This is a genomic window from Bradyrhizobium sp. WSM471 (assembly GCF_000244915.1).
Lineage (GTDB): Bacteria > Pseudomonadota > Alphaproteobacteria > Rhizobiales > Xanthobacteraceae > Bradyrhizobium.
This window is the reverse complement of sequence record NZ_CM001442.1, coordinates 4,450,444-4,475,444: the sequence shown is the minus strand read 5'-3', so window position 1 is coordinate 4,475,444 and position 25,001 is coordinate 4,450,444. Positions and strand designations below refer to the sequence as shown.

Sequence of the window (25,001 nt, the reverse complement as noted above, 5' to 3'; positions counted from 1 at the left end):
CGACGGGCTCTGTGATGTCGCGCACGCCGCAATCGATTTGGCGGGCGAAAGCAAAAGGGCCCGCATTGCGGGCCCTTTGTCTCGGTCGGAGTGTCGCCGGAAGTCAGTTCACCCGCGTCCAGATCTGGCCGCCGCAGAACATGCCGCCGAAGGCGCAGCCCTGGACGCGCAGGCGATCGGTGCCCTTCAGCGCGATGGTTGAATCGTAGGTCGAGCCGGAGTTCGGATCGAGGATGCGGCCGGACCATTTCTGGTCCTTGTTCTGGTCCTTGCCGGGCTTCATGTTGATCAGAACCTGCTCGCCATTCTGGTTCGATTTCGAATCGACCGAGTAACCGCAGAGATTGCTGCCGCATTGCTCGATCCGGACCTTGCCTTCCTTCTCCTCGGTGAGCCAGACGCCGAGCGGCGAATTGAGATCGCGCGTGGGCGCGGTTGCGGGAGCTGGCGGCGCGACGGCCGCCGACTGAACGGGGGCAGGTGCAGGCGCCGGGACGGGAGGCGGAGACGGCGCCGGAGGCGCGGCTGCGACGGCCGGGGCTGGCGGTGGTGCGGGCGGTACTGCGGCCACCGTCGGGGCAGCACTTGGGGCCGGCTGAGGCGGCGGCACCAGCGCGTCTTCCGCCGGAGCGTTGTTAGCCGTGGTGGCCGGAGGCGCCGGCGGGGCAGGCGGCGCGACGGCCACGGGAGCTTGGACGGGAGCTTGGACAGCGGCCTGCTCGGCCGCCGGGGGTGCCGTGACAGGTGCCGGGGCCGGCGCCGGATTGGCAGGCGACTGCGGGTCAGCCTTGGCCTGTTGCGGTGCCTGCGGGTCCGCTTTGGGAGCCCCCTTGGCATCGTTCTTGGCTTTCTTCGCCTTGCCCTGGCCGGTGTTGTCGTAGACCCCGGGGATTTGCACCGTGCCGCGGTCGGGATCGATGCGGATGGTACGCCCGCCATAGTCGAAGGTGTACTGCGCCTGCGCAGCGGTGCTCGCCAAAAGGAATGCGGCCGTGGCCAACAGCTTCCTCATTTCGCATCTCCTGAAACAGGTGGTCCCCGCACCGACGCTTACGCCCCGGTTCGATCGCAAAAAGTGATCTAGATCACTGTCACCGTATGAGTCGTGCTCCGGCGGCTGCGGGTTCAATAACACCGGAGACGGTCCAAAGTTTGGCCGGGGCAAGCGACAGGAGGACGCGGTCCTAATCGAACCAGGCGGCGTAGATCTTCTTGTAGCTGCCGTCCTGCATGGAAATGTGCAGCCATTGGTCGACGAACGCCTTCAGCGCCATGTCGCGCTGGAGCCAATAGGCCTTCTCGGAGAAGTCGAACGGCTTGTCGGGATGCACCGCGCAGAGCACGCCTTGATGCTGCTTCTGCTGGTAGCGCGTCTCGGAGGCGTCGGTCATCATCAGGTCGGCATTGCCCTTGGCGATCTCGTCGAAGATCACGGTATTGTCCGGGAAGACGGTGATGTCGGCTTCCTTGATGTTGGCACGCGCGAAGCGCTCGTTGGTGCCGCCGGGATTGACGATCACGCGGGTGCCCTTCTTGTCGATGTCGGTGATGTTCTGGTATTTGCCGACGTCGGCACAGCGCGCGATCGGCGTCTTGCCCTCGCGCATGATCGGCGCGGAGAAGAAGCCCTTCTTCTGCCGGTCGAGCGTGACCGAGACGCCGCCCATGGCGATGTCGAACTGATCGGCCTCGAAATCCTTCATCAGCTTCGGCCAGGCCGTCGGCACGAATTCGACCTTGACGCCGAGCGCCTTGCCGAGCGCCTCCGCCATGTCGACATCGAAGCCGTTGAACTGCTGCGTCGTCTTGTCGAGATAGGTGAAGGGCTTGTAGTCGCCGGTCATGCCGACGCGCAACGTGCCGCGCTTGACGATCTCGTCGAGGCGGGACGGCGCCGTCTGCTGTGCGTGGGCCGACAGGCTTGCCAGCAGGACCACGGCCAAAGTCGCCAGAATTCGACTGGTCATTCGAACGATCATCTCTTTTCCACCCATGCCCAAGCTGTCATTGTGCAGCTCTCGATGCCTGTCTTGAGGCTTGGATTTAGACCAGATGCCCGTCGCTGGCGAGGCGGAAGTGAAGGGAATTTTGAAGTGACGATCTCGATGTATGACGCCTCGGTCGGACTCTTCGTGCCGTATCTGCGCAACCTGTCCGCACTGCTCGACAAGGGCGTTGCCTATGCCGAAACCCGGAAGTTCAACCCGGCCGTCCTGCTCGGCATGCGCATGGCGCCCGACATGTACGATCTGGCGCAACAGATCGGTGAGGCCTGCCGCCATGCCACGGTCGCCGCGGCCTTGCTCGCCGACCGCGAGCCGGTGACGCTGCCGGTGCTGGAGCACGACATGGCCGGACTCCAGGCCCGCATCGCGACGTCGATCGAGTTCATCGAAAGCCTGCCGCGCGCGGAGATCGACGCGGCGGCGGACCGGAATGTCTTCTTCAGGCTGAAGAACGGGACCGAGTTGCCCTTCACGGGGCGGACGCTGCTGCTGACCTTCAGCGTTCCGCAGTTCTTCTTTCACGTCACGACCGCCTACGACCTGTTGCGGCACGCAGGCGTCGAGCTCGTGAAGAAGGATTATCTCGGACGACGATGAGCCGAACCGGCATCCACGTCGTGCGAAAGCGCGCTAGGCTTCGCCCTTGCGCTCATAATCGGCGAGCGAGCTGCGGCCGGCGATCTCGCTGCGCAGCTCCTCGAAGCGCCGATGTGCCTCGTCCTCATGCGCGTCGACGAAATGCACCGCGGCTTCGCCGGTCATCGGGCCGCTGACCACGGGCACGGACTGCTCGCCGATGGTCTCGTGGACGTAGAACTGGCCGTCGTCGCCGCGATGGACCGTCCATTTCAGACGGATCGCCACCATCGGCCCGGGGCCGACCTTGCTGTAGCCGTCGGCATCGGTGTGCTCCGGCACCAGCGGCTGCTCCTCGACCACCGGATGCTCATCGACCGTCTGGTGCTCGTCGACGAACGCGTGCTCGTCCGCGACCCCATGCTCACCGGCAACCACCATTTCGGTCACGGTGACGGTCTCGGTTTCGCGCACGGTCTCGGTCTCGCGCACGACGAGGACGGGTTCAGGGTGCTCCAGGATGCTGGCAATGGTCGCCAACGCGTGGTCGGTCGGGTCGATCTCTGACAAGGGTCCATCCTCCAGCTCGACGCGGCCGGCAAGTCTGTCCCACTGCCGCCGCGGCCGGACTATTACGCGGGTTTGATTAAGGCTGAGTGAGGGCTCGATCTGCACCAAAATGGGACTCATTCTGGCGTTCCGAAGGCGGGCGGCCGCCGCCCGCCCAGAAGAACCGCCCGGGAGACCAGCCTAGCCCAAGACGTCCTGATTGATGATGTTCTGCCGGATGGGATCGCCGTCCAGCACACTCAGGATGTTGCGCGCGGTCTGCTCGCTCATCCGGCTCACCGCCTCGACCGTGACGCCGGCGACGTGGGGGGCCATGATGACGTTGGGCAGTGCGAATAGCGCGTTGCTGACCGGCGGCGGCTCGACCTCGAACACGTCGATGCCGGCGCCGGCGAGCTTGCCCGAGACCAGTGCGTCGTACAGCGCCGCCTCCTTCACGATGCCGCCGCGCGCGGTGTTAATGAGATAGGATTTCGGCTTCATCCGGCCGATCCGCGCCGCGTCGAACAGGCCGACGGTCTCCGGCGTCTTCGGGCAGTGGATGGTGACGAAATCTGCGTGCGGCAGCGCGGCATCGAGATCGGCGACCGGCTCGCAGCCGGCTGCCTTGATCTCCGCGGCTCCCTTGTAGGGATCATAGACCTGTACATTCATGTCCATCGCCAGGCAGCGCTTGGCGGTGCGGGTGCCGATACGGCCGAAGCCGATGATGAGGACGGTCTTGCCGTAGAGATCGAACGGCAGCATGCCGAGGCGGTCGGCCCATTTGCCGTCCTTGACGCAGGAATGCATCTCCTGCGCACGTTTGGCCAGCGTCAGCATCATGAACAGCGCCTGCTCGGCGACCGAGGGCGAGTTCGCGCTGCCCGCGACCATCAGCGGCACCTTGCGGCGGGAGAGGGCGGGGACGTCGACGGCGTCGTAGCCGACGCCGATCCGGGTCACCACCTTCATGTCCTTCGAGGCTTCGAGCTCGGTCTCGCCGAAAGCGGTGGCGCCGAGCGCCACGCCATGGACCGGCGCGTGGCTCTTCAGCAAGGCCTCGAAATCCCTGGCGGAGATCAGGTTCGGAAACTCGATGAGCTCGATGTCATCTCGCTGGGTGAGGAGGGCGCGCGCCCCTTGCGACAAAGTTTGCGTGACAAAGATTTTCTTCTTGTTGGTCGACATCGTCCCTACCTGCACGAGTTTCTTGCCCGGCCGTCACAATACGGCGCCGGTCGCCTCGTTTAGCAGGTGCATATTGTTGAGGTCCATCGCCAAACGCATGGGGCCGCCGTCCTTGGCGCCCGCATTGGGATCGACACGGCCGCAGATCGGCGTGCCGTCCAATGCGAAATAGACCAGCGTCTCCATTCCCATCGGCTCGGTGACGTCAAGCACGGTGTCGAAGGTCTCGACACCCGGCTCCAGATGCGCATGCGATTCCGTGAGATGTTCGGGACGGATGCCGAGCAAGAGGTTTTCAGCTCGGGGCAGTGCGCTGTAATGGGCGGCGCGGGCCGGCGGCAACGGGAATGAGATGCGGTCCGTCAGGCGGACGTTGAGCTTGCCGCCGACGTCCTCGAGCCGGCACGGAATGAAGTTCATCGCCGGCGAGCCGATGAAGCCCGCGACGAAGCGCGTCGCCGGCTTGTGGTAGAGCTCGTTCGGGGTGCCGATCTGCTCGATCCGCCCCTTGTTCATCACCACCACGCGATCGGCCAGCGTCATCGCCTCGACCTGGTCGTGGGTGACGTAGACCGTGGTGGTGCGCACCTTTTGGTGCACCTTCTTGATCTCGATCCGCATCTGCACGCGCAGCTTGGCATCGAGATTGGACAGCGGCTCGTCGAACAGGAAGACTTTCGGGTTGCGCACGATGGCCCGCCCCATGGCGACGCGCTGGCGCTGGCCGCCGGAGAGCTGCTTCGGCTTGCGGTCGATCAGGTCGGTGATGTCGAGGAGGCGGGCAGCTTCGGTCACCCGCGCCTTGATCTCGGCCTTGGGATAGTGCTTGAGCCGCAGCCCGAACGACATGTTCTCCGCGACCGTCATATGCGGGTAGAGCGCGTAGTTCTGAAACACCATCGCGATGTCGCGGTCCTTCGGCGGCACGTCGTTGACGACGTCCCCGCCGATCATGATGTCGCCGTCGGTGATGTCCTCGAGCCCCGCGATCATCCGCAACGTCGTCGACTTGCCGCAGCCGGAGGGGCCGACGAGCACGATGAACTCATGATCGGAGATGTCGAGATCGATGCCGCGCACCGCCTCGACGTCGTCGTAACGCTTGATCACCTTCCGCAACGCAACCTCAGCCATAAGACATCAACCCTTTGTCGCGCCGGCGGTCAGGCCGGCAATGTAATAGTCCATCAGGAAGGCGTAGATGACCAGCGGCGGGGCTGCGCCAAGCAGCGCGCCGGTCATGATCTGCCCCCAGTTGAAAACGTCACCCTTGATCAGCGTAGTGGTGATGCCGACCGGCAGCACGAGCTGGTCGATGGATGTCGTGAACACCAGGGGATAGAGGAACTGCGCCCAGGACACGGTGAAGGCGAAGATGGTCGCCGCGATCAGGCCGGGCAGGGCGACGGGGATGAAAATCCGCGTCAGGGTCTGGAGCCAGGAAGCGCCGTCGATGATGGCGGCCTCATCGAGCTCCTTCGGGATCGAGGCAAAATAGCCGATCATGATCCAAGTGCAGAATGGCACTGTCAGCGTCGGATAGACGAACAGCAGCACATACCAGCGATTGAGCAACGTAATGCCCGTGATGTCCTGGACCGCAGCGAGCATTTTGAATAGCGGAATGAACAAGAGACTGTCCGGAACCAGGTAGGTCAGAAACACTCCCGTGGCGAGCGTCGTCGAGCCCCAGAACTTCATGCGCGCGAGCGCGAAGGCCGAGGGGATGCTGATCAACATGGTGATGATGACGACCACGATCGAAACGATCGCCGAATTCCAGAAGAAACGGAGGAACTGGTTCGAGGTCAGAAGCTCGACATAGTTCGACAGTGTGGGGTGGAACACCCACCACGGATTTGTCGCGGCCGAGATTTCAGCACTGCTCTTGAGCGAAGTGATCAGCATGTAGAGCGGCGGTGTCAGCGAGAAGATCGCAAACAACACGAGAAAGAAGTACGACCAGCGCAGCGCCCAGGTGCGGTCGCGGCTCATGCTGCCAAGCTTGACCTTGCGTGTCGGACCGGTCTTGTCGATTGCAAGCGTGCTCATCAGGCTTCGTTCCCGCGTTTGTTGACATCGCGCAGGATGAAGATCGCTGCGACGGCGAGGATAGGCACCATGAACAGCGAGACGCTGGCGCCAAGCGGAATATCGCTGCCCTCGATGCCGACCTTGAAAGCCCACGTCGCAAAAATGTGGGTGCGATCAAGCGGGCCGCCCGACGTCAGGATCCGGACAATGTCGAAGTTGGCGAAGGTCACGATCAGCGAGAACAACGTGGTGATGGCGATGATGTTGCGCATCATCGGCAGGGTGACGAACCAGATCTTCTGCCACCAATTCGCGCCGTCGATCGCTGCGGCCTCATAGAGCTGATCCGGAACAGATTTGAGCGCCGCCAGATACATGATCATAAAGAACGGTGCGCCGTACCAGACATTGACCAGGATGACGGAAAAGCGCGCCCACGACGTGTCGCCGAGCCAGTTGATCGGACCGATGCCGAAGAACGACAGTGTGTAGTTGAAGGCGCTGTAGGAGGGGTCGAACAGCCACAGCCATGCCAGCGTGCTCATCGCCGGCGGGATTACCCACGGCACGAGCAGCATGCCGCGCCATTTGCGTTGGCCTTTGGCGGGAATGTTGTGCACGAAATGCGCGACGATGAATCCCATCAGCGCCTTGAAGAACACCGCTGTGAGCGCGAAAATGCAGGATTGCTGCACCACCATCCAGAACGTGTCGCGCTTGAACAGGAAGGTGAAATTGCCGAAGCCGACGAACTTCTGCATCGACTTGTTCAGGGAGGCGAGGTGGATCGAATAGATCGCAGGATAGAGCACGAGCAGCGCAATCAGGAGGATCAGCGGCAGCGTCAGCAGGAACGCCGCCGTCGATTTGCGCCCCATAGCTTTGCGGAGACTCGTTCGCTTGCGGGCGCTCCGTGCAGGGACCACGCGACCTTGCTCAACGACGACGTCGGCCATGACAGATATTCCTTCAAGGTGTCGAACGGGATGCCGGCCCTGTCGGTCGGCTTCCCTGTGGCGGGAGGCGGGACCAGGAGTTGCGCCGGCGGCTCACGCCTCACGCGTGAACCGCCGTAGCACATCGGGCTAACTCCGCATGAAGCCCTCGCACTCGCCCTCTGCCCAGGCAAGTGTGGTCTCCATCTTCTCGCCCTGCGCGAAACGCAGCGCCATCTTGGTCAGCGTCGCCTGGAAGTAAATCTGCTGGGCGATCTTAGGCGGCGCCGGAGACGCGGCGATCGACAGTGTCTGATGATTGTAGGGGTTCGGATAATGGAAGAGCGTGCCCTTCGGCGGTCCTTCCTCCGCCCAGGTTTTCAAGGTCGTCAGGTTGGCATAGGCGGGCAGATCGTAGCCGCCGCTTGCCGCGACGAACTTCTCGATCGATGACGGCTGCGACAGATGTGTGAGTAGGCTCTTGCCCGCTTCCTTGTTCTTGCTGAAGCTCCAGAGTCCCCAGAAGTACGGAAGGTAGGGTGCGAAACGGCCTTTTGGCCCCGCCGGGAAGCCGTGAGTCCAACACTGCTCGGCGACCTGAGGAGCGTCGCGTTTGGCGACGGCCCAGGCGCTCGGCGGATTCAGGATCATGGCGCCGCGACCGGAGATCAGCCATTTGTTGTTCGAGGCGTCATCCCAGGACGGCGCGTCGGGCGGCAGGAACGCAATCAGCTTCTTGTAGTATTCGAGCGCCTGACGAACGGCGTCGGTCTTGACCGTGACGTCGCCCTTGGCGTTGACGAGCTCTGCCCCGAACGACTGGAAGATTGCACCGGCCGTGTCGACGCTGTCGGTGGTTTCGCCAAGCCCAATACCGAAGGGGACGCCGCCCTTCTGGCAGGCTTCGGCCGCCTTCAGGAACGTGTCCAGTGTCCAGTTGTCGGCTTTTGGCGGGCCGCCGGCCGGATACATCTCCTGCACGTCGATGCCTGCATGCTTCTTCATGAGGTCGATGCGGGAGCAGGGCCCCTTGATCTGGCTTCCCGGGGTCGCGGGGATGCCGAGCCATTTGCCGCCGGCCTGGCCGAGATATTTGACCGTGCCGTTGACGTCGCCGTTCTGCTTGAGGAGCGGCTCCATGACATCATTGAGCGGCTCGAGGTTTTCAGAATAGGCGTGCGGCCACCAGGTCGGCATCTGCAAGATGTCGTGACCGGATTTGGCCTGGGCTTCCGCCGCAACGGTGAGCTGGATCTTGTTGTTGTTGCTGGTGATGTAGTCGATCGAGACTTCGACTTTCTCCTTCGCCGCCCATTCGTTGACGAGAGCTTTGGAGGCATCGTTGGCGCCGGGCACCCAGTGGTCCCAGAAGCCGATCGAGAGCTTGCCGGCGGCGTAAGCGCCTCGGACATAGGGCGCCGCGATCAGCGCCGTGGAGGACATTGCAGTGGCAGCCACAAATTGACGTCGCGTCAGGTTCTTGCGTGACATCTCGTTTCCTCGCTTGGGTGTTTTATTGTTCTGGCGTTTCCTCTGAACTCTTCCGAGTTCTACTTTTGATCTTCTTTTCTAAAGTTTCTTGTTCGACGTTTCTTGTTGATGCCGTCGGCTTCGAAGGCAAATTGGTAGCGCGATCAGATCATGATTGATTGCGTCTGTCGAGAAAACCGAACGGCTTGCGCCTAGAACTAACGTTGTGTCCGGGAACGCGGCAGCGCCCTCGACATTATGCGCGGGCCATGAACCACGGCCGGTTGTTTTGCGACGCACACTCGGCGTTGGCGCGCCAGACCGACATGTGCGCAATTACGCCGCAGTTTCCAAGGAGCCTGCATAAGCACCTCGCGGCAAAGACTTTTCGGGCGTGGATAGCAATTGCCCTTGGCTAGACCTCGAAGCGGTGAAAACGATAGAGTTGCAACTGGCAAGTGGTTCTCACCCCCAACAGCCTAATCAGATCGAGATGGAGACCAGAATGATCAACCCGGCGCCGCCCGCGCGGCTTAACCTGCGACGATGGTTCGCGCTGGGATCCGTTGTCGTGTTGCTGCTCGGCGCAGCCGCGGCGAACGCTCAAGGCCTGGTCAAAGGGGTTCAGGAAGGAGCGGCGGCCGGGAACAAGGCGGCAGGTCCGGTCGGTGGCGTGCTCGGCGGCGCCATCGGCGGTGTGGTCGGTGTCTTCACCGGCGTGCTCGGCGTTGGCAATAATGGCAATCAGGCGCCTGCAGCCAAAGATGCGAGCAAGGACGCCAGCAAGGATGCGGCCAAGGACGCCAAGCAGGGCGCCGGCAAGGACAAGGATGCCAAGAGCGCCAAGCCGGGCAAGGGCGCCAAGGCGAGCAAGGAGGCGAAGAACGCGCCGCAGGACAAGGATGTCACGGTCCTGACCCAGACCGGCGCGCCGCAATTGACCGCCGACCAGATCGTCACCAACAGCGACTCCTATATCGAGCGGATCAAGGCCGAACTGAACCTCACGCCCGAGCAGGAGAAGCACTGGTACGGCTTCTCGAGCGCCATGCACTACCTCGGGCATAACGGTGCCGAGCGGCTCAACCTGCGGGTTGCGCGCGCCAAGCGGGATCCTCCCGACGACATCGTCGAGCAGATGCGCAACGAAGCCCAATTCCTCATCGACCGCGCTGCCGATCAGCGCAATGTCGCCGACGCCGCCGAGCCCCTCTATTCGAGCCTCGATGACAAGCAGAAGCAGGTGTTCGTGCAGGAGATGGTGCGGCTCAGCCATGAACGAGGGCTGGATTGATCAAGTTGAATCCGATCGGGCGCGTCTGAATTAACGGCGCCCGCCACGAATTCGTGAATCCTCTTCGCGATTCGGTTATGATTAGCTTCGGAAGCTGATGGCGGGGTTGATATGGCGGACGGACTCTCCGTTTTCCTGGTCGAAGACGAGACGTTGATCCGGATGATGATGGCGGACATGGTGGGGGAACTCGGCCACCACGTCGCCGCGGAAGCGGATAATGTTCGGGACGCCAGCGCTTTCGCCATGACCGCGCAGTACGATCTTGCGATCCTCGACATCAATCTCAAGGGCCTCTACGTCGATCCGGTCGCCGATTTGATCGAGCGTCGCGGCAAGCCGTTTTTGTTCGCCACGGGCTACGGTCCGGAGCTGCTGCCGTCCTTGCTCAGGCGCCGGCCGATCCTGCGCAAGCCGATTTCGATCGATCAGCTCAGGGCGATGATCGATTCGATGTTTCCGGAAGCGGCAGCGAAGACGCCGCACTGAAACCAAAAACAAAATGGCCGCCCGTCAGGGGCGGCCATTTCGCGACGGAATGCGTCGCGTCTCACATCAGGCCGGCGCCGAGATCGATGCCGTGCGCCATCAGGCCGAACGAGGCGGCCAGGCCCGTGCAGCAAAACAGCAAGATGGTCTTGAACGAAGAATCGGCCAAACGGGTTTCGATGGTGGCCGGCATCGCGGCGATCGAAATCATGCTCATGTTCATTCCCCCCTTTGTTGCCCCTGAATTGGATCAGGTGAGGGAACTTCTAGAGCAAAAAGTTTGACGCGAGCTTTCGAGGGATCGTTAACGAAATGGCAATTGATGCCGCGTTTTCGGGCACAGTAGCGCAATCATTCGTTTCACGGGCGCCCGTTCTTCAGCACGGTAGCGATAGTGTGGGCTGTCATGGCGGCGCGGTCCGAAGCGCGCTGGGCGGCAAGCCGGTCACGCGCCTTTTCCTCGATCAAGAGCTCGATCAGCGCCAGCCGCTTGCCCTCGTCGTCCGCCTCGAGCAGAAGGCGGTGATAGCGGTGATAGTCGAAACCCAAATCCTGCTTACGCATGTCACGCCCCCGCAACTACGCCACACACAAGCCAGGATTGTTTCTCATCCGGGACGTGCGCGCAAGCACGATCCCGCGCCGAGCGCGCGTGCTGTGCAATCAGCTGTGCATGACTGGAACCCGCGGCCGGAGGCGCGCGCCGTTAAGGCTGGTTGTGCTCGGCGAACATCGTCAGGCCAACAAAACTCGCATCGGGTTTCGTGACCAGTCTGGTCGGGATGTCGCGGAGATAGTCCTGGAAGCGTCCCTTGGCTTCGAAGCGCGCCCGGAATGCGGAGGCTGCAAGGAAGTCGGGAAAGCGCGGCACAATTCCGCCGGCGATATAGACGCCGCCGCGTGCGCCGAAGGTCACCGCGAGGTTGCCCGCGACCGAGCCGAGAATGGCGCAAAACATCTCCAGCGTTTTGCGGCTGAGCTCGCAACTGCCTTCCAGGGCCGCCTTCGTGATGGCGGCAGCATCGCGATGCGGCACCTGAGCGCCTTCCACCTCGGACAGCGCCTCATAGAGGCTTTGCAGGCCGGAACCGGACAACGCGCCACGCTCGATGGAGACATGGCCGAGGCGTCGGCGCATGCACGCGATCACGCGTTCCTCGCGCTCGTCCTCTGCCGGCAGGGTCGCGTGGCCCGCCTCGGTGACGACGGCCAGCCGTGAGCCGTGGCGCTCGACCAGGCAGGAAACGCCAAAGCCGGTTCCGGGTCCGACGACCAGCAACGGCTCTCCGGGAAGACCCTGCTGTCCGCCGAGCGGGATCAGGTCGGCGGGCTGCAGGGCGGGCAGGGACCAGGCCACCACCTCGAAATCGTTGAGAACATGGACGCTGTCAAAGCCGAGGGCCGGCTGAAGCTCGTTGCCGTCGATGACCCAAGGGCTGTTGGTCATGACGCAGCGGTTGTTGGTCACCGGCCCCGCGACGGCCAGCACGGCCCTTGAGGGAGGTTTGCCGTCGGAGCGACGTGCGAGAACATCGGCAATGGCTTCGCGGACGGTCGGGAAGTCCGCCACTTTGACGTAGTCGATCGGTCCGGTCTGATCGCCCTGACTGAGCGCGAAGCGCGCATTGGTGCCGCCGATATCGGCGAGAAGAATCTGTCCTGTCTTGCCGATGGTCATGTCCATATGGCTGCCGCGGCCTTTCGGGCTGCGGGAACCGCTTCCTCCGCTCTATCCGATCGCAAAATGCGAACGGCTTTCAGAATCCGCCCCCGGCGGGATCTAGTCAACACGCATCAGCCCAAACCGTTGCATCCCGGGGCCGACGGGGTGCATTCGCGCAGATGGCCGCACCTGCGGGTGGTTGCGAAGCAGCGCGGGAAGATCGACACTGGAGACGTGCCTTCGGCGCCGGTCGCGCGGGATGGCCTGGAATGGACCATGCGATGAAGATTTCCGACCGCGACGTGCTGCTGGTCATCGACGTGCAGAACGATTTTTGCACGGGCGGGGCGCTCGCGGTGCCGGGCGGCGAGAAGGTCGTCCCCGCCATCAATCGGATCGCCCAAAAATTCGCCAATGTGGTGCTGACCCAGGACTGGCATCCCCGCGATCATGTCTCCTTTGCCTCGAACCATGCGGGCAAACAGCCGTTCCAGACCATCGCGCTCGACTACGGCGCCCAGGTGCTGTGGCCGAGCCATTGCGTGCAGGGCACGGCGGGCGCTGAATTTCATCGCGATCTCGACACCACCCGCGCAAGCCTGGTGGTGCGGAAAGGGTTTCGGCGCGGCATCGATTCCTATTCGGCGCTGTTCGAGAACGATAAGAAAACGCCGACCGGCCTGCTCGGATATTTGCGCGAACGCGAGTTGAACACCGTCTTCGTCGCCGGCCTCGCGTTCGACTACTGCGTCCGCTTTTCGGCGGAGGATGCTCGCAAGGCGGGGTTCGAGGTCGCCGTTATCGAGGACGCCTGCCGCGGCATCGATCTCGACGGCTCGGTGGCCGCGACCCATCAGAGTTTTCGGAAGCGCGGTATTTCGCTCGTCAGCTTCGAGGCCTTCCTGTGAGGACCGTAAAATAGCCATGGCGGAGAAGACCGGTAAACAGCTGCGCGCACCGAGCCCGGTCCCGGATGACCCGCTGCTGTGGCCGTTCGCTGCGGCTCGGCTGGCCATGGACGCCTGCTTCGGATGGCTCGAGCGCGGTCCGCCGGAGCAGGCCGACAGCAGCCTGCCGTGGACCACGCCCAACTCCGTCGCGCTGGAGCTTGCGACCATGCGCCTGCGCAATTGCGCGCGCACGGGGGCCGGTCAGCCGGCACTGGTCTGCGCGCCCTATGCGCTGCATCGGGCCCTGATCGCCGACTTCGCCCCCGGCCACAGCGTGGTGCAGTCTCTGCAAAATGGCGGCATCGACCGGGTCTATCTTACCGACTGGCGCTCGGCCGCACCCGACATGCGCGACGAGATCGGCGCGCCGGTCGATCTCGTCGGCCTGTGCCAGGGTGGCTGGCTGTCGCTGCTCTATGCGGCGCGCTTTCCCGCCAAGGTGCGGCGGCTGGTGCTGGCAGGCGCGCCTGTCGACCTCTCGATCGACTCCAGGCTGTCGCAGCTCGCCCGCAACGCGCCGGAGATGGTCTATGACCAGCTCGTCGCGCGCGGCGGCGGCAATGTCAGCGGCGAAGAGATGCTGCAGGTCTGGTCGAAGGCGCCGAGCCGCGACGACATCGTGACGGCGCTGCAAAGCGACCTCTCCGGGAAGGAAGGCGCGGCGTTGCTGGCACGCTTCGAGCGCTGGAACGCCGAGCCTCTTAATCTGCCCGGCACCTATTATCTCGAGATCGTCAATTGGATTTTCCGGGAGAACCGGATCGCGCGCGGCGAATTCATGGCCCTCGGCCGCGTGATTGATCTGAAGGACGTCAAGGCGCCGGTCTTCCTGCTGGCCGGGCTCGATGACGACGTCGTGCCGGCTGCGCAGGCGCTCGCCACCGCCGGCTTGCTCGGCACACCACCGGCCTTCATTGCGGCGGCCTCCCAGCCTAGCAACCATCTTGGCCTGTTCATGGGCGCGCGGACCCACACCCATGCCTGGCCCCGGATCGCCGAGTGGCTGCGCGACGATCTGCCCGGCATGCTGGTGCGCAGAGCCTGAGACGACCCCAAGGGCCGGGCAGCGAAGCTGCAAATCCGTTATGCATGCCGTCGAATGGCCTGCACGGGGCCATGTCGATGGGTTAAATGGAGTCCAGAACTGGCGGAGGCCGGTCGCGACGAGACAAAGGGACTGTGCTCGATGAGTTTCCACTCGATCTATGCCCACGGATTTGCGCGCGTGGCAGCCTGCGTTACCACTTCTCATGTGGCCGATCCCACGGCCAACGCGACTGCGGTTCTGGCGGCGGCGAAGGACTGCCACGCGCAGTCGGCGGCGGTTGCCGTGTTTCCCGAGCTCTGCCTGTCCGGCTATGCGATCGAAGATCTCGTGAAGCAGGACCCGCTGCTCGATGCGGTCGAGCGCGGGCTCGTGGCCATCGTCGAGGCATCCTCGGCGCTGATGACCGTCCTGATCGTCGGCGCGCCGCTGCGCTTCGGCAATCGCATCTACAACTGCGCGGTCATCATCCATCGCGGCAAAGTCCTCGGCGTCGTGCCCAAGAGCTACCTGCCGACCTATCGCGAATTCTACGAAGGACGGCATTTCGCCTCCGGCGCCGGCATCGTCGGAGAGATGGTCGCCTTTGGCGGGCTGCATGCCCCTTTCGGCGTCGACCTCCTGTTCGCGGCCGAGGACGTACCGGGCCTGACCGTCGGCGTCGAGATCTGCGAGGACATGTGGATCCCGGTCACGCCGGCCTCCGAGCTCGCGCTTGCGGGCGCGAGCGTGCTGATCAATCTCTCGGGCAGCCCGATCACGATCGGCCGAGCCCGCTCGCGCGCGCTGTTGTGCCAATCGACTTCGGCGCGCTGCCTCGCGGCCTACGTCTATTCAGCAGCCGGGGCAGGGGAATCGACCACCGATCTTGCCTGGGACGGCCAGACCTCGATCTACGAGAACGGCGTGCTATTGGCCGAGGGCGAGCGGTTCCGCCAGGGCGGCCAGATCACACTGGCTGATATAGATCTGGATCTGCTCAGGCAGGAGCGCGCCGCGATGGGCACGTTCGATGACAATCGTCGCCAGCGCGAAGCCTTCTTCCGCAAGGTGGCTTTTGCCCTGAACCCGCCGACGGCCGATATCGGCTTCCTGCGCAAGGTCGAGCGCTTTCCGTTCGTGCCGAGCGACGAGAGCCTGCTCGAGCAGGACTGTTATGAGGCCTACAACATTCAGGTCGCGGGCCTCGTCCAGCGCATGCGCGCGACCGGCACCAGGCGCGTCGTCATCGGCGTCTCGGGCGGGCTCGATTCCACCCACGCTTTGATCGTCGCCGCCAAGGCGGTCGATTTGCTCGGCCTGCCGCGTGAGAACATTCTCGCCTACACCATGCCGGGCTTCGCGACCGGCAGCGAGAGCAAGGCCAATGCGCTGGCGCTGATGAAGGCGTTGCACACGAGTTGGCAGGAGCTCGACATTCGCACCACGGCGACGCAGATGCTCAAGGACATCGGCCATCCCTTCGGCAAGGGCGAGAAGGTCTACGACGTCACCTTCGAGAACGTGCAGGCGGGCCTGCGCACCGACTATCTGTTTCGGCTCGCCAACCATCAAGGCGGCATCGTGATCGGCACCGGCGATCTCTCCGAGCTCGCGCTGGGTTGGTGCACCTATGGCGTCGGCGACCAGATGGCGCACTACAACGTCAACGCCGGGGTCCCGAAGACGCTGATCCAGCATCTGATCCGCTGGGTGATTGCCTCGAAGCAGTTCGGCGACGACGTCAACCGGACGCTTGGTCTGATCCTGGTTGCCGAAATCTCGCCGGAGCTGGTTCCGGTCGAGCCGGGCGAGAAGCCGCAGAGCACGGAAGCTTCCGTCGGTCCCTACGAGCTCCAGGATTTCAACCTGTTCTACACACTGCGGTTCGGCATGCGGCCGTCTAAGATCGCCTTCATGGCGCTGCGGGCCTGGAAGGACGTCGCCGAGGGCGAATGGCCGCCGGCATTTCCGACCGATAAGCGCAAGGCATACGATCTCAAGGAGATCCGCCGCTGGCTGGAGGTGTTCCTGCGCCGCTTCTTCGCTTTCAGCCAGTTCAAGCGCTCGGCGATGCCGAACGGACCCAAGGTTTCGGCCGGCGGCTCGTTGTCGCCGCGCGGCGACTGGCGCGCGCCGTCGGATTCGAGCGCAGCGGCGTGGCTTGAAGATCTCGAGCGGAATGTGCCGGTTTGAACGGGAGATGAGCGATGTCGGCCGGCGATGGGCCCGAGCAGGGCGGCAACCCACAGAAGGTCCTCAACGGCCTCTACATCTTTGAGATTGAGATGCGCGACGGCAAGCGTGGCCAGGCCAAAGGCGTCGTCGTGCTCTGCGACGGCCGCATCATGGGCGGCGACAGCTATTTCTACTACACCGGCAGCTACACCTTCCGGAACGGCAAATGGCGCGGCGACATGACCGTCAATCAGCACACTGAGGCCGTCGGCAAGCCACTCGCGTTCGGCGGCAGGGAAGTGACCTGCGGCTTTTCGGGCGACTACTCCGCCGACGGCGCCGAGGTTGAAGGCATGGCGCTGGTTGGCAAGACCAGCGTGACATTCACGGCGCGGCTCACGCTGAAGGACCCGATGCGAGACCCGCCCGAGATGTGAGACCCGCGTGATCGTCCCTCGTTCCTGATCAGGAACCTTCGCACCCACAGAACGTTCGCGTCTGTTGTTGCGAATTTCCGAGGAGAGGGACCATGCGCAAGCACTTGATGTTATCGACCGCAGCTATCGGACTGATGCTTGCTTCGGGCATCGCCTACGCCCAGGCGCCCGGTGAGCGGAGGGACGAGCCGAGACGGACCGAGGAGCCGGCGAAAGGCGCTGCGCCGCAGCGCGGCGGCGGCGCCCAGGAACGTGTTCAAGAGCGCGCGCAGGGCGCCCAGGAGCGATTGCAGGGCGCTGGCCGCGAGGAGAAGGGCGGCGCTGCCAAGCAGGAGGCGAGTGACGATAAGCGCCAGCCGGCCGGTTCTGCAGAGCGCAACCAGCCGAAGTCGAAGGATCAGGCCCAAGACTCCCGCGAGCCCTCCCGCGAGCCTTCGCGCGATCGCAGCCGTGAGGCGGAGAGCACGAAACCGGGACGCGACAGCAAGAGTAGCGCCGAGACGAAGCAGGACAAGTCCGCGCCGCAGAAATCAACGGCGGAGTCCGAGAAGTCCAAATCCGGTACGTCTGGCCAGCAGAACGAGCGCACGGGAGCTGCGGCCAACCAGAACGAGCGCAACCAGACCCAGCCGCCGCGCAACGCGGCTGAGCAGCAGCCGTCCGCCCAACAGCACAACCGGCCGGCCACCGCGACCGACACGAACCGGACGGCCCCGACCAACAATGCGCAGACCGCGCCTGTCAATTCGGGCACGCAGACCAATCAAGCCAACCAGACGACCCAGACCAACACGCAAACCAATCAGCAGACGCAGGTCTCGTCCGAGAAGCAGGTGCGGATCTCCGAAACGGTGAGCCGTGCTCACCTGGCGGAGCCGGAGCGCAATCTGAACATCTCGATCCGTGTCGGCGAGACCATTCCCTCGCGCGTGCGCCTCCACAGGCTTCCGCCCGAGATCGTCTCGATCGAGCCCGAATATCGAGACTATGAATACTTCACGACCGGTGACGACGTTGTCATTGTGGAGCCGCGGACGCACCGCATCGTGAGCCAGGTGCCTCGCGATCCATCGCGAGCCCGCGCCCAAATGAGCGGCGGCACTTCGTCGAGCATGGCGGCCGCCGGGGGCAGCAATGTGAACTGCCAGATTATGCGGCGTGACGCGTCGGGCAATGTGGCCCAGGCAGAACCCTCGACCGTAGGCTCGACCGCGCGAAGCGATTCCCTGAGCGTGACTGTCCAGATGCCCGGCGGCGGCTCGTCCGCGCCAATCGCCCTCGGTGCTCCCGCGGGCAACATCGTGGTCGCGACGCAAGGGCAGGGCGACTGCACGGTGACGATCGAGCCGCAGACGCGCTAGCGCCCGTGTCGGCATAACGACGCTAAAACGACTTCGCGCCGCACGGCTGATCAAGCCGGCGGCGCGAAATCACGTTCAATCTAGAAAGTCCCGAGGTCCGGAGTGCCTAGGAGTCCGGACCTCGTAACCTTGCCCCAGCCTTTGATCCCCCCGCCCCATGTGGTCCCCCAACCCCGTGGTGCGCGATCAGAGGGTGATGCCCTTGGAAGGCCGCCGATCGATGTCCCGCGATGTACGCGACATCGAAATAGGATTCCATTCCGGATCACTACGGACTCGAACGCGCTTGATCCGCGCGCGGATGCATGCGTCTGCACGCGCCGCACTCGCTGTGCCTGAATTCGATGCACGCGACCGCGGGGATGTCCACACCTCCTCATCGCTGCGGAACCTGCATTTCACCGGCCTGTCATTGAACTGGTCTAGCGCTGCTCCCGTGATCGCTGACGGTCAAAGGAGCAAGCCATGTCAAAGCCGGTACTGGGCGCCGCGTTGTCCATCAAATCGATCCCCGCGCACCGCGACTGGCTCCTGGAACGGCAGCGCGATCTCGAGATTCAGGATTTCTTTCGCGCGGATCTGCTCGACGGCGACTGGCGAAGTGCTGCTAGCGAAATCAAGCAGATGCTCTCAGGTCACACCGGCCGGCTCGGCATCCACGGACCGTTCTGGGGCTTCGCGATCGGGAGCCACGACCCGATGATCCGCCAAGTCGTGACGAAACGCCTGCTTCAGGGCCTCGAAGCCGCCGAGTTTCTCGGCGCGACGCAGATGGTGATCCATTCGCCGTTCACGACCTGGGACCACAACAACCTCGACCTCTATCCGGATAATCGCGGCAATCTCGTCGAACGCGTCAAGGCGACACTGGCCGAGGTGATCGTGCGCGCCGAAACCATCGGCTGCGAGATCGTCATCGAGAACATCGAGGACAAGGATCCGCGCGATCGCGTGCGTCTCGCCAAGGCGCTCGAAAGCAGCAAGGTGCGCGTCTCCCTCGACACTGGTCACGCCAACTACGCACACATCTCCACCGGCGCGCCGCCGGTCGATTACTACGTCGAAACCGCCGGCGACATGCTGACGCACGTCCACCTGCAGGACACCGATGGCTTTGCCGACCGGCACTGGGCCCCGGGCGAAGGCAATATCCCGTGGGTCGCAGTGTTCCGCGCGCTGGGCCGGCTGAATTCCAACCCCCGGCTGATCCTCGAACTTCGCAATCACGACGACGTCCGCGCCGGCGCAGCCCATCTCGCCGCGCTTGGTCTCGCCGAATAACCGCATCATCCAGGGCAGGGGTTCCCGTCATGAGCAAGCTTACCCGTCGCACCATCCTGAAATCCGGCGGCGCTGCCGCAAGCACGCTGCTGCTGCCGCGTTTTGCCATCGCGCAGGCCGACAACCGTCCTTCGGTGACGATTGCCGTGCAGAAGGTGACGAATTCGAACGTGCTCGACGTGCTGCGCGAGCAGTCCAATGTCGGCGAGCGCGTGTTCTTCTCCTCGATCTGGGAAGGCCTGATCTCCAAGAACTGGCGCGGCAGCCTGGAGGCCGTGCCGGGGCTTGCCACCGAGTGGCGCCGTATCGACGACCAGACTGTCGAGGTGAAGCTGCGCCAGGGCGTCAAATTCCACAATGGCGACGAACTGACGTCCGAGGACGTCGTCTTCACGTTCAGCCGCGAGCGCATGTTCGGTGAGAGCGAGGCCAAGAGCCGCAGCACCATCCAGGCTTTTGAGAAGATCCCGACGCCGCGGCCGGGCAAGGAGCTGCCGCCGGACGTGCCCGCGGTCGCGCGCCGGATCTGGCCGGACCTCGTGCGCGTCGATGCCGTCGACAAGTACACGGTGCGCTTCTACAACGCGACGCCCGACGTCACGATCGAGGGTCGGCTGTCGCGCTACGGCTCAGATATCGCGAACCGCCGCGCCTGGGCTGAATCCGCGAGCTATCTCGACTGGGCGCGCAAGCCTGTTACCACCGGTCCCTACAAGGTCGTCGAACTCAAGCCCGACGTGTCGCTGACGCTGGAAGCCCACGACGAATATTGGGGCGGCCGTCCACCGCTCAAGCGCATCCGCTTCCTCGAAGTGCCCGAGGTCGCGAGCCGCATCAACGGGCTGCTCTCGGGCGAGTATCAGTTCGCCTGCGACATCCCGCCGGACCAGATCGCGGGCATCGAGAAGAACGCGGCCTTTGAAGTGCAGGGCGGCACCATCCTCAATCATCGTCTGACCGTATTCGACAAGAACCACGCCCAACTCGCCAATCCGCTTGTAAGGCGCGCCTTCACCCACGCGATCGACCGCCAGGCGATCGTCGACAGCCTGTGGGCCGGGCGCACCCGCGTCCCGAAGGGCCTGCAGTGGGAGTTCTACGGCGACATGTTCAATGCCGACTGGAACGTGCCGGCCTACGATCCCAAGCTGGCGCAGGACCTGCTGAAGCAGGCCAACTACAAGGGCGATCCCATTCCCTATCGCCTGCTCAACAATTACTACACCAACCAGGTCGCGACCGCGCAGGTTCTGATCGAGATGTGGAAGTCGGTCGGCCTTAACGTCCAGATCGAAACCAAGGAAAACTGGTCCCAGATCATGGAACGCGCGCCGACCCGCGCGGTGCGCGACTGGTCGAACTCGGCCGCCTTCAACGATCCCGTGTCGTCGCTGGTTGCCCAGCATGGCCCCAACGGCCAGCAGCAGCAGATCGGCGAGTGGACCAATGCCGAGCTGAACACGCTGTCGGAGTTCCTGGAAACCTCGATCGACCGGGCCGCCCGCAAGACGGCGTTCCGCCGCATGCTGGAGATCGCCGAGCGCGAAGACCCGGCCTATACGGTGCTGCACCAGAACGCGACCTTCACGGCCAAGCCGAAGTCGATCAAGTGGAAGGCGTCGCCGGCCTTCGCGATGGATTTCCGCGCCGGCAATTTCGAGGCCTGATCGGTGTCGCCGCTGATCAGCATCAAGGACCTCAGCGTCGCCTTCCACGGCGTGCCAGTCCTGCGCGGTGTCGATCTCGCCTTGCACAAGGGGGAGGCCCTTGGCCTCGTCGGCGAGTCCGGATCGGGCAAGTCGGTGACGTGGCTTGCGGCCCTCGGCCTCTTGCCGCGGAATGCCCGCGTCTCGGGCTCCGTTCGTCTCGACGGTCGCGAGATCCTCGGTGCGCCCGCCGCCGAGCTCGACCGTATCAGGGGCGGGCGCGCCGCCATGATCTTCCAGGATCCCGCGAGCGCACTCAATCCCGTGCTGACCATCCGCAGGCAGCTCTGCGAGTCCCTGGCGCTGCATCGCGATCTCTCGGGCGGCGCGGTGAAAGCGGAAGCGCGGCGGCTGCTCGATCTCGTCGGAATTCCCGACGCGGCGCGCCGGCTCGAAGCCTATCCGCACGAATTTTCCGGTGGCCAGGTCCAGCGCATCATGATCGCGATGGCGCTCGCCGGAAATCCCGACCTGCTGATCGCGGATGAACCGACGACGGCGCTCGACGCCACGATTCAGGCGCAGATTCTGGAACTACTCTCGACCATCCGCCGCGAGATGGGCATGGCGATGGTCCTGATCAGCCACGATCTCGGCGTGGTCGCGGAAAACTGCGACCGCGTCGCCGTGATGTATGCTGGCCGCATTGTCGAGGAAGCGCCGGCGAACCAGCTCTTCGCCGATCCCGTCCATCCCTATGCGCAGGGCCTGATCGGCGCGTTGCCGCCGCTCGACGGGCCGAGGCGCCGCCTGACCGCCATTCCCGGAACGGTCCCCGATCCCGCGAGGATGCCTGATGGATGCGCCTTCGCGCCGCGTTGTGCGCTCGCAGAGGCGCCGTGCGGACGTGTGGCCCCAACCCTTGCGCCGATCGCGGAGGATCGCGCCGTCGCCTGCGTCCGCGCCGAGGCTTCGCGTCGCGCGCTGCTCGGGATCGCTGCCGAATGAACGGTCCCCTCGTCGACGTGTCGTCAATCTCGCGTAGTTATAGCATGCGCTCCGGGATGTTCGGCCGAAGTGCCGCCGTGCATGCGGTCGATGGCGTGTCGCTGACGATCCGCAAGGGCGAGACGCTGGGCCTCGTCGGCGAGTCCGGCTCGGGAAAATCGACCACCGGCCGCATCGTGCTCGGCCTCGAGCGACCGGACCATGGCGAGGTTCGGTTCGACGGCGAGCCGATGGCAAAGCCCGGAACGACTGCATGGCGTGCGCAACGCGCGCACATGCAGATGATCTTTCAGGATCCGCTGGGGGCGCTGGACCGGCGGTTGCCGGTCGCAGCCCAAATCCGCGAGCCTCTGGACATTCACGGCCTCGGTACGCCCACCGAGCGCGAGGAGCGTGTCCGCGAATTGCTGCGCGCCGTCGAACTGACACCCGCACATGGTGCGCGCTATCCGGGCGCGCTCTCCGGCGGACAGCGCCAGCGCATCGTGCTGGCGCGGGCGCTGGCGACTAAGCCGGATTTCCTGGTCTGTGACGAGCCGGTCAGCGCGCTCGACGTCTCGATCCAGGCGCAGGTGGTGAATCTGCTCGCCGATCTCCAGGCGCAGCTTGCGCTGACCTTGCTCTTCATCAGCCACGATTTGCGGGTCGTCCGGCAGATCAGCAATGTGGTGGCCGTGATGTATCTCGGCCGCATCGTCGAGATCGGCAGCGCCGATGATCTGTTCGCGCGGCCGGAGCACCCGTATACCCAGGCACTGGTGTCTGCATCGCCCGCGCCGGGTCGCCGCAGCGCAGGCCGCATCGTGTTGGCGGGCGACCCGCCGAACCCGGCGGCGCGTCCCCAGGGCTGCGCCTTCCATCCGCGCTGCCCGCGCGCGATCGCGCGTTGTGCCAGCGACGTGCCAGCGCTGTCGAACGTCGGTGGCAACAGGCAGGTTGCCTGCCACCTCGTGACGGGGCCGCAAGTCGAGACGCGGGACGCGGCGTGATGGGACGCTATTTCGCCCTTCGCATCGGACGCGCGGCGTTGACGATCGTGCTCGTCGTCACCTTCGCCTTCGTGGTGCTGCGTCTCTCGGGCGATCCCGCGTTGATGATTTTGGGACCGGAAGCACCGCCGGAGGTCCTCGCCGCCTTCCGCAAGGCGTGGGGTCTCGATGATCCCATCTGGTTTCAGTATCTCGACTATTTTGGCGCGATCGCCAAGGGCGAGCTCGGCCGTTCCATGCGTGACGGGCGGCCTGCGATCGAGCTTGTGATGGAGCGGATTCCGGCAACGCTGGCGCTGACGCTGCCGGCCTTCTTCTTCAAGGTCGCGCTCGGCATTCCCGCCGGCATCTACGCGGCGCTGCACCGGGGCTCCGGAATCGACCGCGCGGTGATGATGACGGCGGTCGCCGGCTTCACCGTGCCGAGTTTCGTGCTGGCGCTGCTGCTCGTGCTGGTCTTTGCCGTGCAACTCGGATGGTTGCCCTCGGGCGGGCAGGACAGCTGGCGTCACGCCATCCTGCCGATCGTGACACTCAGCCTTGGCGGCGCCGCGGTGCTGGCGCGCTTCACCCGCAGCGCCATGCTGGAGGTGCTGGGCCAGCCCTATATCCGCACCGCCTCGGCGAAGGGCGTGCCGTGGCGAAAAGTCGTGACGTCGCATGCACTGCCGAACGCGGCGATTCCGACCGTCACCATTCTGGGCTTCATGGTGGGCACGCTGATCGCGGGCGCGGTCGTGGTCGAGAGCGTGTTTTCGTGGCCGGGGGTAGGGCGCCTGCTCGTCGTCGCAGTCGCCAACCGCGACCTCGCGGTCGTGCAGTGCATCCTGTTGCTGGTGGCGATGACCATGGTCACCTCCAACCTGATCGTCGACTTCCTCTACGGCTTCCTCGACCCGCGGCTGCGTGCCAAAGGAGCGCATGCATGACGGACACCACGCTGAAGGACGCGGGCGTCCGCCGCCGCATGAGCCTCCCGGCGATCCCGGTCTCGGTCGCCATCGAGATCGGCTGGATCGTCGCGATGCTGGTGATCGCGGCCTTCGCCGAGAAGATCGCCCCCTACGGCTATACCCAACTCGACCTGCGCAACCGTCTCGCTGCACCCGGCAATGTCGCGCACTGGCTCGGCACCGACGAGCTCGGCCGCGACGTGCTGTCGCGGCTGCTCGTGTCGATCCGCATCTCACTCCTGATCGCCTTCGGCGCGACGGCCATTTCGGCCATCGTCGGCACCACGCTCGGCTTCCTCGCCGCGCATTTCCGCGGGCCCGTCGAGCAGCTCGTGCTGATGCTGTCCGACTTCCAGGCCAGCATGCCCTTCCTGATCCTGGCGCTCGCGGTGCTCGCATTTTTCGGCAATTCGCTGCCGCTCCTGATCGGCTTGATGGGGTTTTTCGGGTGGGAGCGTTACGCCCGGATCGCGCGGGGCCTTGCCATCTCGGCCAATGCGCAAGGCTATGCGGCGGCGGTCCGCCAGCTCGGCGCGACGCCGGCGCGGATTTACCTCCGTCATATCCTGCCCAACATCGCCTCGACCCTGATCGTCTCGACCACGCTGGTCTTTCCCGAGGTGATCCTGATGGAGTCGGGCCTGTCCTTCCTCGGCCTCGGCGTGCAGCCGCCGATGACAAGCCTCGGCAACATGGTCGGCTACGGCCGCGAGTACCTGACCCGGGCGCCCTGGATCATGCTGGCGCCGGCCACCACCATCGTGGTGACCACGCTGGCGGTCTCCGTCATCGGCGACTGGCTGCGCGACCGGCTCGATCCCGAGCTGCAATAGGACTTCAGCTCTCGTGTCCCGGACGCGCGAAGCGCGAGCCGGGACCTAGGAGGCCATAGCACTCGCTGCCAGATGGGCCCCGGCGCTGCAGCGCACCGTCGAAGAGACGCTGCGCCGCGTCCGGGGCAGGTGAG

Annotated in this window: 25 protein-coding genes; 14 read left to right on the top strand and 11 right to left on the bottom strand. The window is 64.4% G+C overall.

All coding sequences use genetic code 11. The annotated features are described in order from the left end of the window. Window positions 1-103: 103 nt before the first annotated feature. Window positions 104-1,012, bottom strand: a complete 909-nt coding sequence (locus tag BRA471DRAFT_RS19910) for a DUF2147 domain-containing protein (protein WP_007610473.1) — start codon at window positions 1,010-1,012, stop codon at window positions 104-106. Between the two features lie 172 nt (window positions 1,013-1,184). Beyond that, entirely contained in the window at window positions 1,185-1,967 is a 783-nt protein-coding gene (locus BRA471DRAFT_RS19905) for a transporter substrate-binding domain-containing protein (protein ID WP_088931381.1), read from the bottom strand. A 138-nt stretch (window positions 1,968-2,105) separates the two neighbouring features. Here BRA471DRAFT_RS19905 and BRA471DRAFT_RS19900 point away from each other — a divergent pair, with 138 nt between their 5' ends. Next, a complete protein-coding gene (locus tag BRA471DRAFT_RS19900) occupies window positions 2,106-2,603 on the top strand; it encodes a DUF1993 family protein (protein ID WP_007610471.1) in 498 nt (165 codons plus the stop codon). 33 nt (window positions 2,604-2,636) lie between these two features. Here BRA471DRAFT_RS19900 and BRA471DRAFT_RS38985 read toward each other — a convergent pair whose 3' ends face one another. The 6 genes from BRA471DRAFT_RS38985 to BRA471DRAFT_RS19870 all read right to left on the bottom strand — a co-directional run bounded on the left by BRA471DRAFT_RS38985 (window position 2,637) and on the right by BRA471DRAFT_RS19870 (window position 8,782). Next, entirely contained in the window at window positions 2,637-3,152 is a 516-nt protein-coding gene (locus BRA471DRAFT_RS38985) for a hypothetical protein (RefSeq protein WP_035974124.1), read from the bottom strand. A gap of 180 nt (window positions 3,153-3,332) precedes the next feature. Continuing rightward, window positions 3,333-4,322, bottom strand: coding sequence for a hydroxyacid dehydrogenase (locus tag BRA471DRAFT_RS19890; RefSeq protein ID WP_007610469.1), 990 nt, complete (start codon window positions 4,320-4,322; stop codon window positions 3,333-3,335). A gap of 33 nt (window positions 4,323-4,355) precedes the next feature. Next, a complete protein-coding gene (locus BRA471DRAFT_RS19885) occupies window positions 4,356-5,456 on the bottom strand; it encodes an ABC transporter ATP-binding protein (protein WP_007610467.1) in 1,101 nt (366 codons plus the stop codon). A 6-nt stretch (window positions 5,457-5,462) separates the two neighbouring features. Beyond that, window positions 5,463-6,374: a carbohydrate ABC transporter permease gene (locus BRA471DRAFT_RS19880; protein WP_007610465.1), complete on the bottom strand. Its 912-nt coding sequence runs from the start codon at window positions 6,372-6,374 to the stop codon at window positions 5,463-5,465. Continuing rightward, window positions 6,374-7,312: a carbohydrate ABC transporter permease gene (locus tag BRA471DRAFT_RS19875; protein WP_007610463.1), complete on the bottom strand. Its 939-nt coding sequence runs from the start codon at window positions 7,310-7,312 to the stop codon at window positions 6,374-6,376. The genes BRA471DRAFT_RS19880 and BRA471DRAFT_RS19875 overlap by 1 nt, the downstream gene beginning before the upstream one ends. A 129-nt stretch (window positions 7,313-7,441) precedes the next feature. Beyond that, window positions 7,442-8,782 (bottom strand): ABC transporter substrate-binding protein, encoded by a 1,341-nt coding sequence (locus BRA471DRAFT_RS19870; RefSeq protein ID WP_007610461.1) that lies wholly within the window; start codon window positions 8,780-8,782, stop codon window positions 7,442-7,444. Between the two features lie 484 nt (window positions 8,783-9,266). Between BRA471DRAFT_RS19870 and BRA471DRAFT_RS19865 the strand changes: the two genes are divergently transcribed. After that, entirely contained in the window at window positions 9,267-10,055 is a 789-nt protein-coding gene (locus BRA471DRAFT_RS19865) for a Spy/CpxP family protein refolding chaperone (RefSeq protein WP_007610459.1), read from the top strand. A gap of 111 nt (window positions 10,056-10,166) precedes the next feature. Beyond that, entirely contained in the window at window positions 10,167-10,544 is a 378-nt protein-coding gene (locus tag BRA471DRAFT_RS19860) for a response regulator (protein WP_007610457.1), read from the top strand. 61 nt (window positions 10,545-10,605) lie between these two features. Here BRA471DRAFT_RS19860 and BRA471DRAFT_RS38980 read toward each other — a convergent pair whose 3' ends face one another. From BRA471DRAFT_RS38980 to glk, 3 genes are all read right to left on the bottom strand, one after another. Then, the gene (locus BRA471DRAFT_RS38980; RefSeq protein ID WP_007610455.1) at window positions 10,606-10,761 is read right to left on the bottom strand and encodes a hypothetical protein; all 156 of its coding nucleotides are present in this window, start codon (window positions 10,759-10,761) and stop codon (window positions 10,606-10,608) included. 143 nt (window positions 10,762-10,904) lie between these two features. Further along, window positions 10,905-11,108: a hypothetical protein gene (locus BRA471DRAFT_RS19855; protein WP_007610453.1), complete on the bottom strand. Its 204-nt coding sequence runs from the start codon at window positions 11,106-11,108 to the stop codon at window positions 10,905-10,907. Between the two features lie 142 nt (window positions 11,109-11,250). Then, window positions 11,251-12,222 carry a glucokinase gene (glk, locus tag BRA471DRAFT_RS19850; RefSeq protein ID WP_035975029.1) on the bottom strand — a complete coding sequence of 324 codons (972 nt, stop codon included), beginning with the start codon at window positions 12,220-12,222 and terminating at the stop codon, window positions 11,251-11,253. A gap of 254 nt (window positions 12,223-12,476) precedes the next feature. Here glk and pncA point away from each other — a divergent pair, with 254 nt between their 5' ends. From pncA to BRA471DRAFT_RS19795, 11 genes are all read left to right on the top strand, one after another. Next, a complete protein-coding gene (gene pncA, locus BRA471DRAFT_RS19845; protein ID WP_007610450.1) occupies window positions 12,477-13,115 on the top strand; it encodes a bifunctional nicotinamidase/pyrazinamidase in 639 nt (212 codons plus the stop codon). A gap of 16 nt (window positions 13,116-13,131) precedes the next feature. Then, the gene (locus BRA471DRAFT_RS19840; RefSeq protein ID WP_007610448.1) at window positions 13,132-14,202 is read left to right on the top strand and encodes an alpha/beta fold hydrolase; all 1,071 of its coding nucleotides are present in this window, start codon (window positions 13,132-13,134) and stop codon (window positions 14,200-14,202) included. Between the two features lie 141 nt (window positions 14,203-14,343). Beyond that, entirely contained in the window at window positions 14,344-16,377 is a 2,034-nt protein-coding gene (locus tag BRA471DRAFT_RS19835) for an NAD(+) synthase (RefSeq protein WP_007610446.1), read from the top strand. A gap of 14 nt (window positions 16,378-16,391) precedes the next feature. Beyond that, window positions 16,392-16,796: a GrlR family regulatory protein gene (locus BRA471DRAFT_RS19830; RefSeq protein ID WP_007610444.1), complete on the top strand. Its 405-nt coding sequence runs from the start codon at window positions 16,392-16,394 to the stop codon at window positions 16,794-16,796. 92 nt (window positions 16,797-16,888) lie between these two features. After that, the gene (locus BRA471DRAFT_RS19825; RefSeq protein ID WP_007610439.1) at window positions 16,889-18,157 is read left to right on the top strand and encodes a DUF1236 domain-containing protein; all 1,269 of its coding nucleotides are present in this window, start codon (window positions 16,889-16,891) and stop codon (window positions 18,155-18,157) included. Between the two features lie 465 nt (window positions 18,158-18,622). After that, window positions 18,623-19,438 (top strand): sugar phosphate isomerase/epimerase, encoded by an 816-nt coding sequence (locus BRA471DRAFT_RS19820; RefSeq protein WP_007610437.1) that lies wholly within the window; start codon window positions 18,623-18,625, stop codon window positions 19,436-19,438. A gap of 29 nt (window positions 19,439-19,467) precedes the next feature. Continuing rightward, window positions 19,468-21,105 (top strand): ABC transporter substrate-binding protein, encoded by a 1,638-nt coding sequence (locus BRA471DRAFT_RS19815; RefSeq protein ID WP_007610436.1) that lies wholly within the window; start codon window positions 19,468-19,470, stop codon window positions 21,103-21,105. A gap of 3 nt (window positions 21,106-21,108) precedes the next feature. Then, window positions 21,109-22,092, top strand: coding sequence for an ABC transporter ATP-binding protein (locus BRA471DRAFT_RS19810; protein WP_007610435.1), 984 nt, complete (start codon window positions 21,109-21,111; stop codon window positions 22,090-22,092). Then, on the top strand, window positions 22,089-23,081 hold the full coding sequence (locus BRA471DRAFT_RS19805) for an ABC transporter ATP-binding protein (RefSeq protein WP_007610434.1): 993 nt from the start codon (window positions 22,089-22,091) through the stop codon (window positions 23,079-23,081). Before BRA471DRAFT_RS19810 ends, BRA471DRAFT_RS19805 begins: the two co-directional genes overlap by 4 nt. Continuing rightward, complete coding sequence (locus tag BRA471DRAFT_RS19800; RefSeq protein ID WP_007610433.1) at window positions 23,081-24,010, top strand: ABC transporter permease; 930 nt, start codon at window positions 23,081-23,083, stop codon at window positions 24,008-24,010. Before BRA471DRAFT_RS19805 ends, BRA471DRAFT_RS19800 begins: the two co-directional genes overlap by 1 nt. Next, window positions 24,007-24,867, top strand: a complete 861-nt coding sequence (locus BRA471DRAFT_RS19795; protein WP_007610432.1) for an ABC transporter permease — start codon at window positions 24,007-24,009, stop codon at window positions 24,865-24,867. The genes BRA471DRAFT_RS19800 and BRA471DRAFT_RS19795 overlap by 4 nt, the downstream gene beginning before the upstream one ends. The last annotated feature ends 134 nt before the right edge of the window (window positions 24,868-25,001 follow it).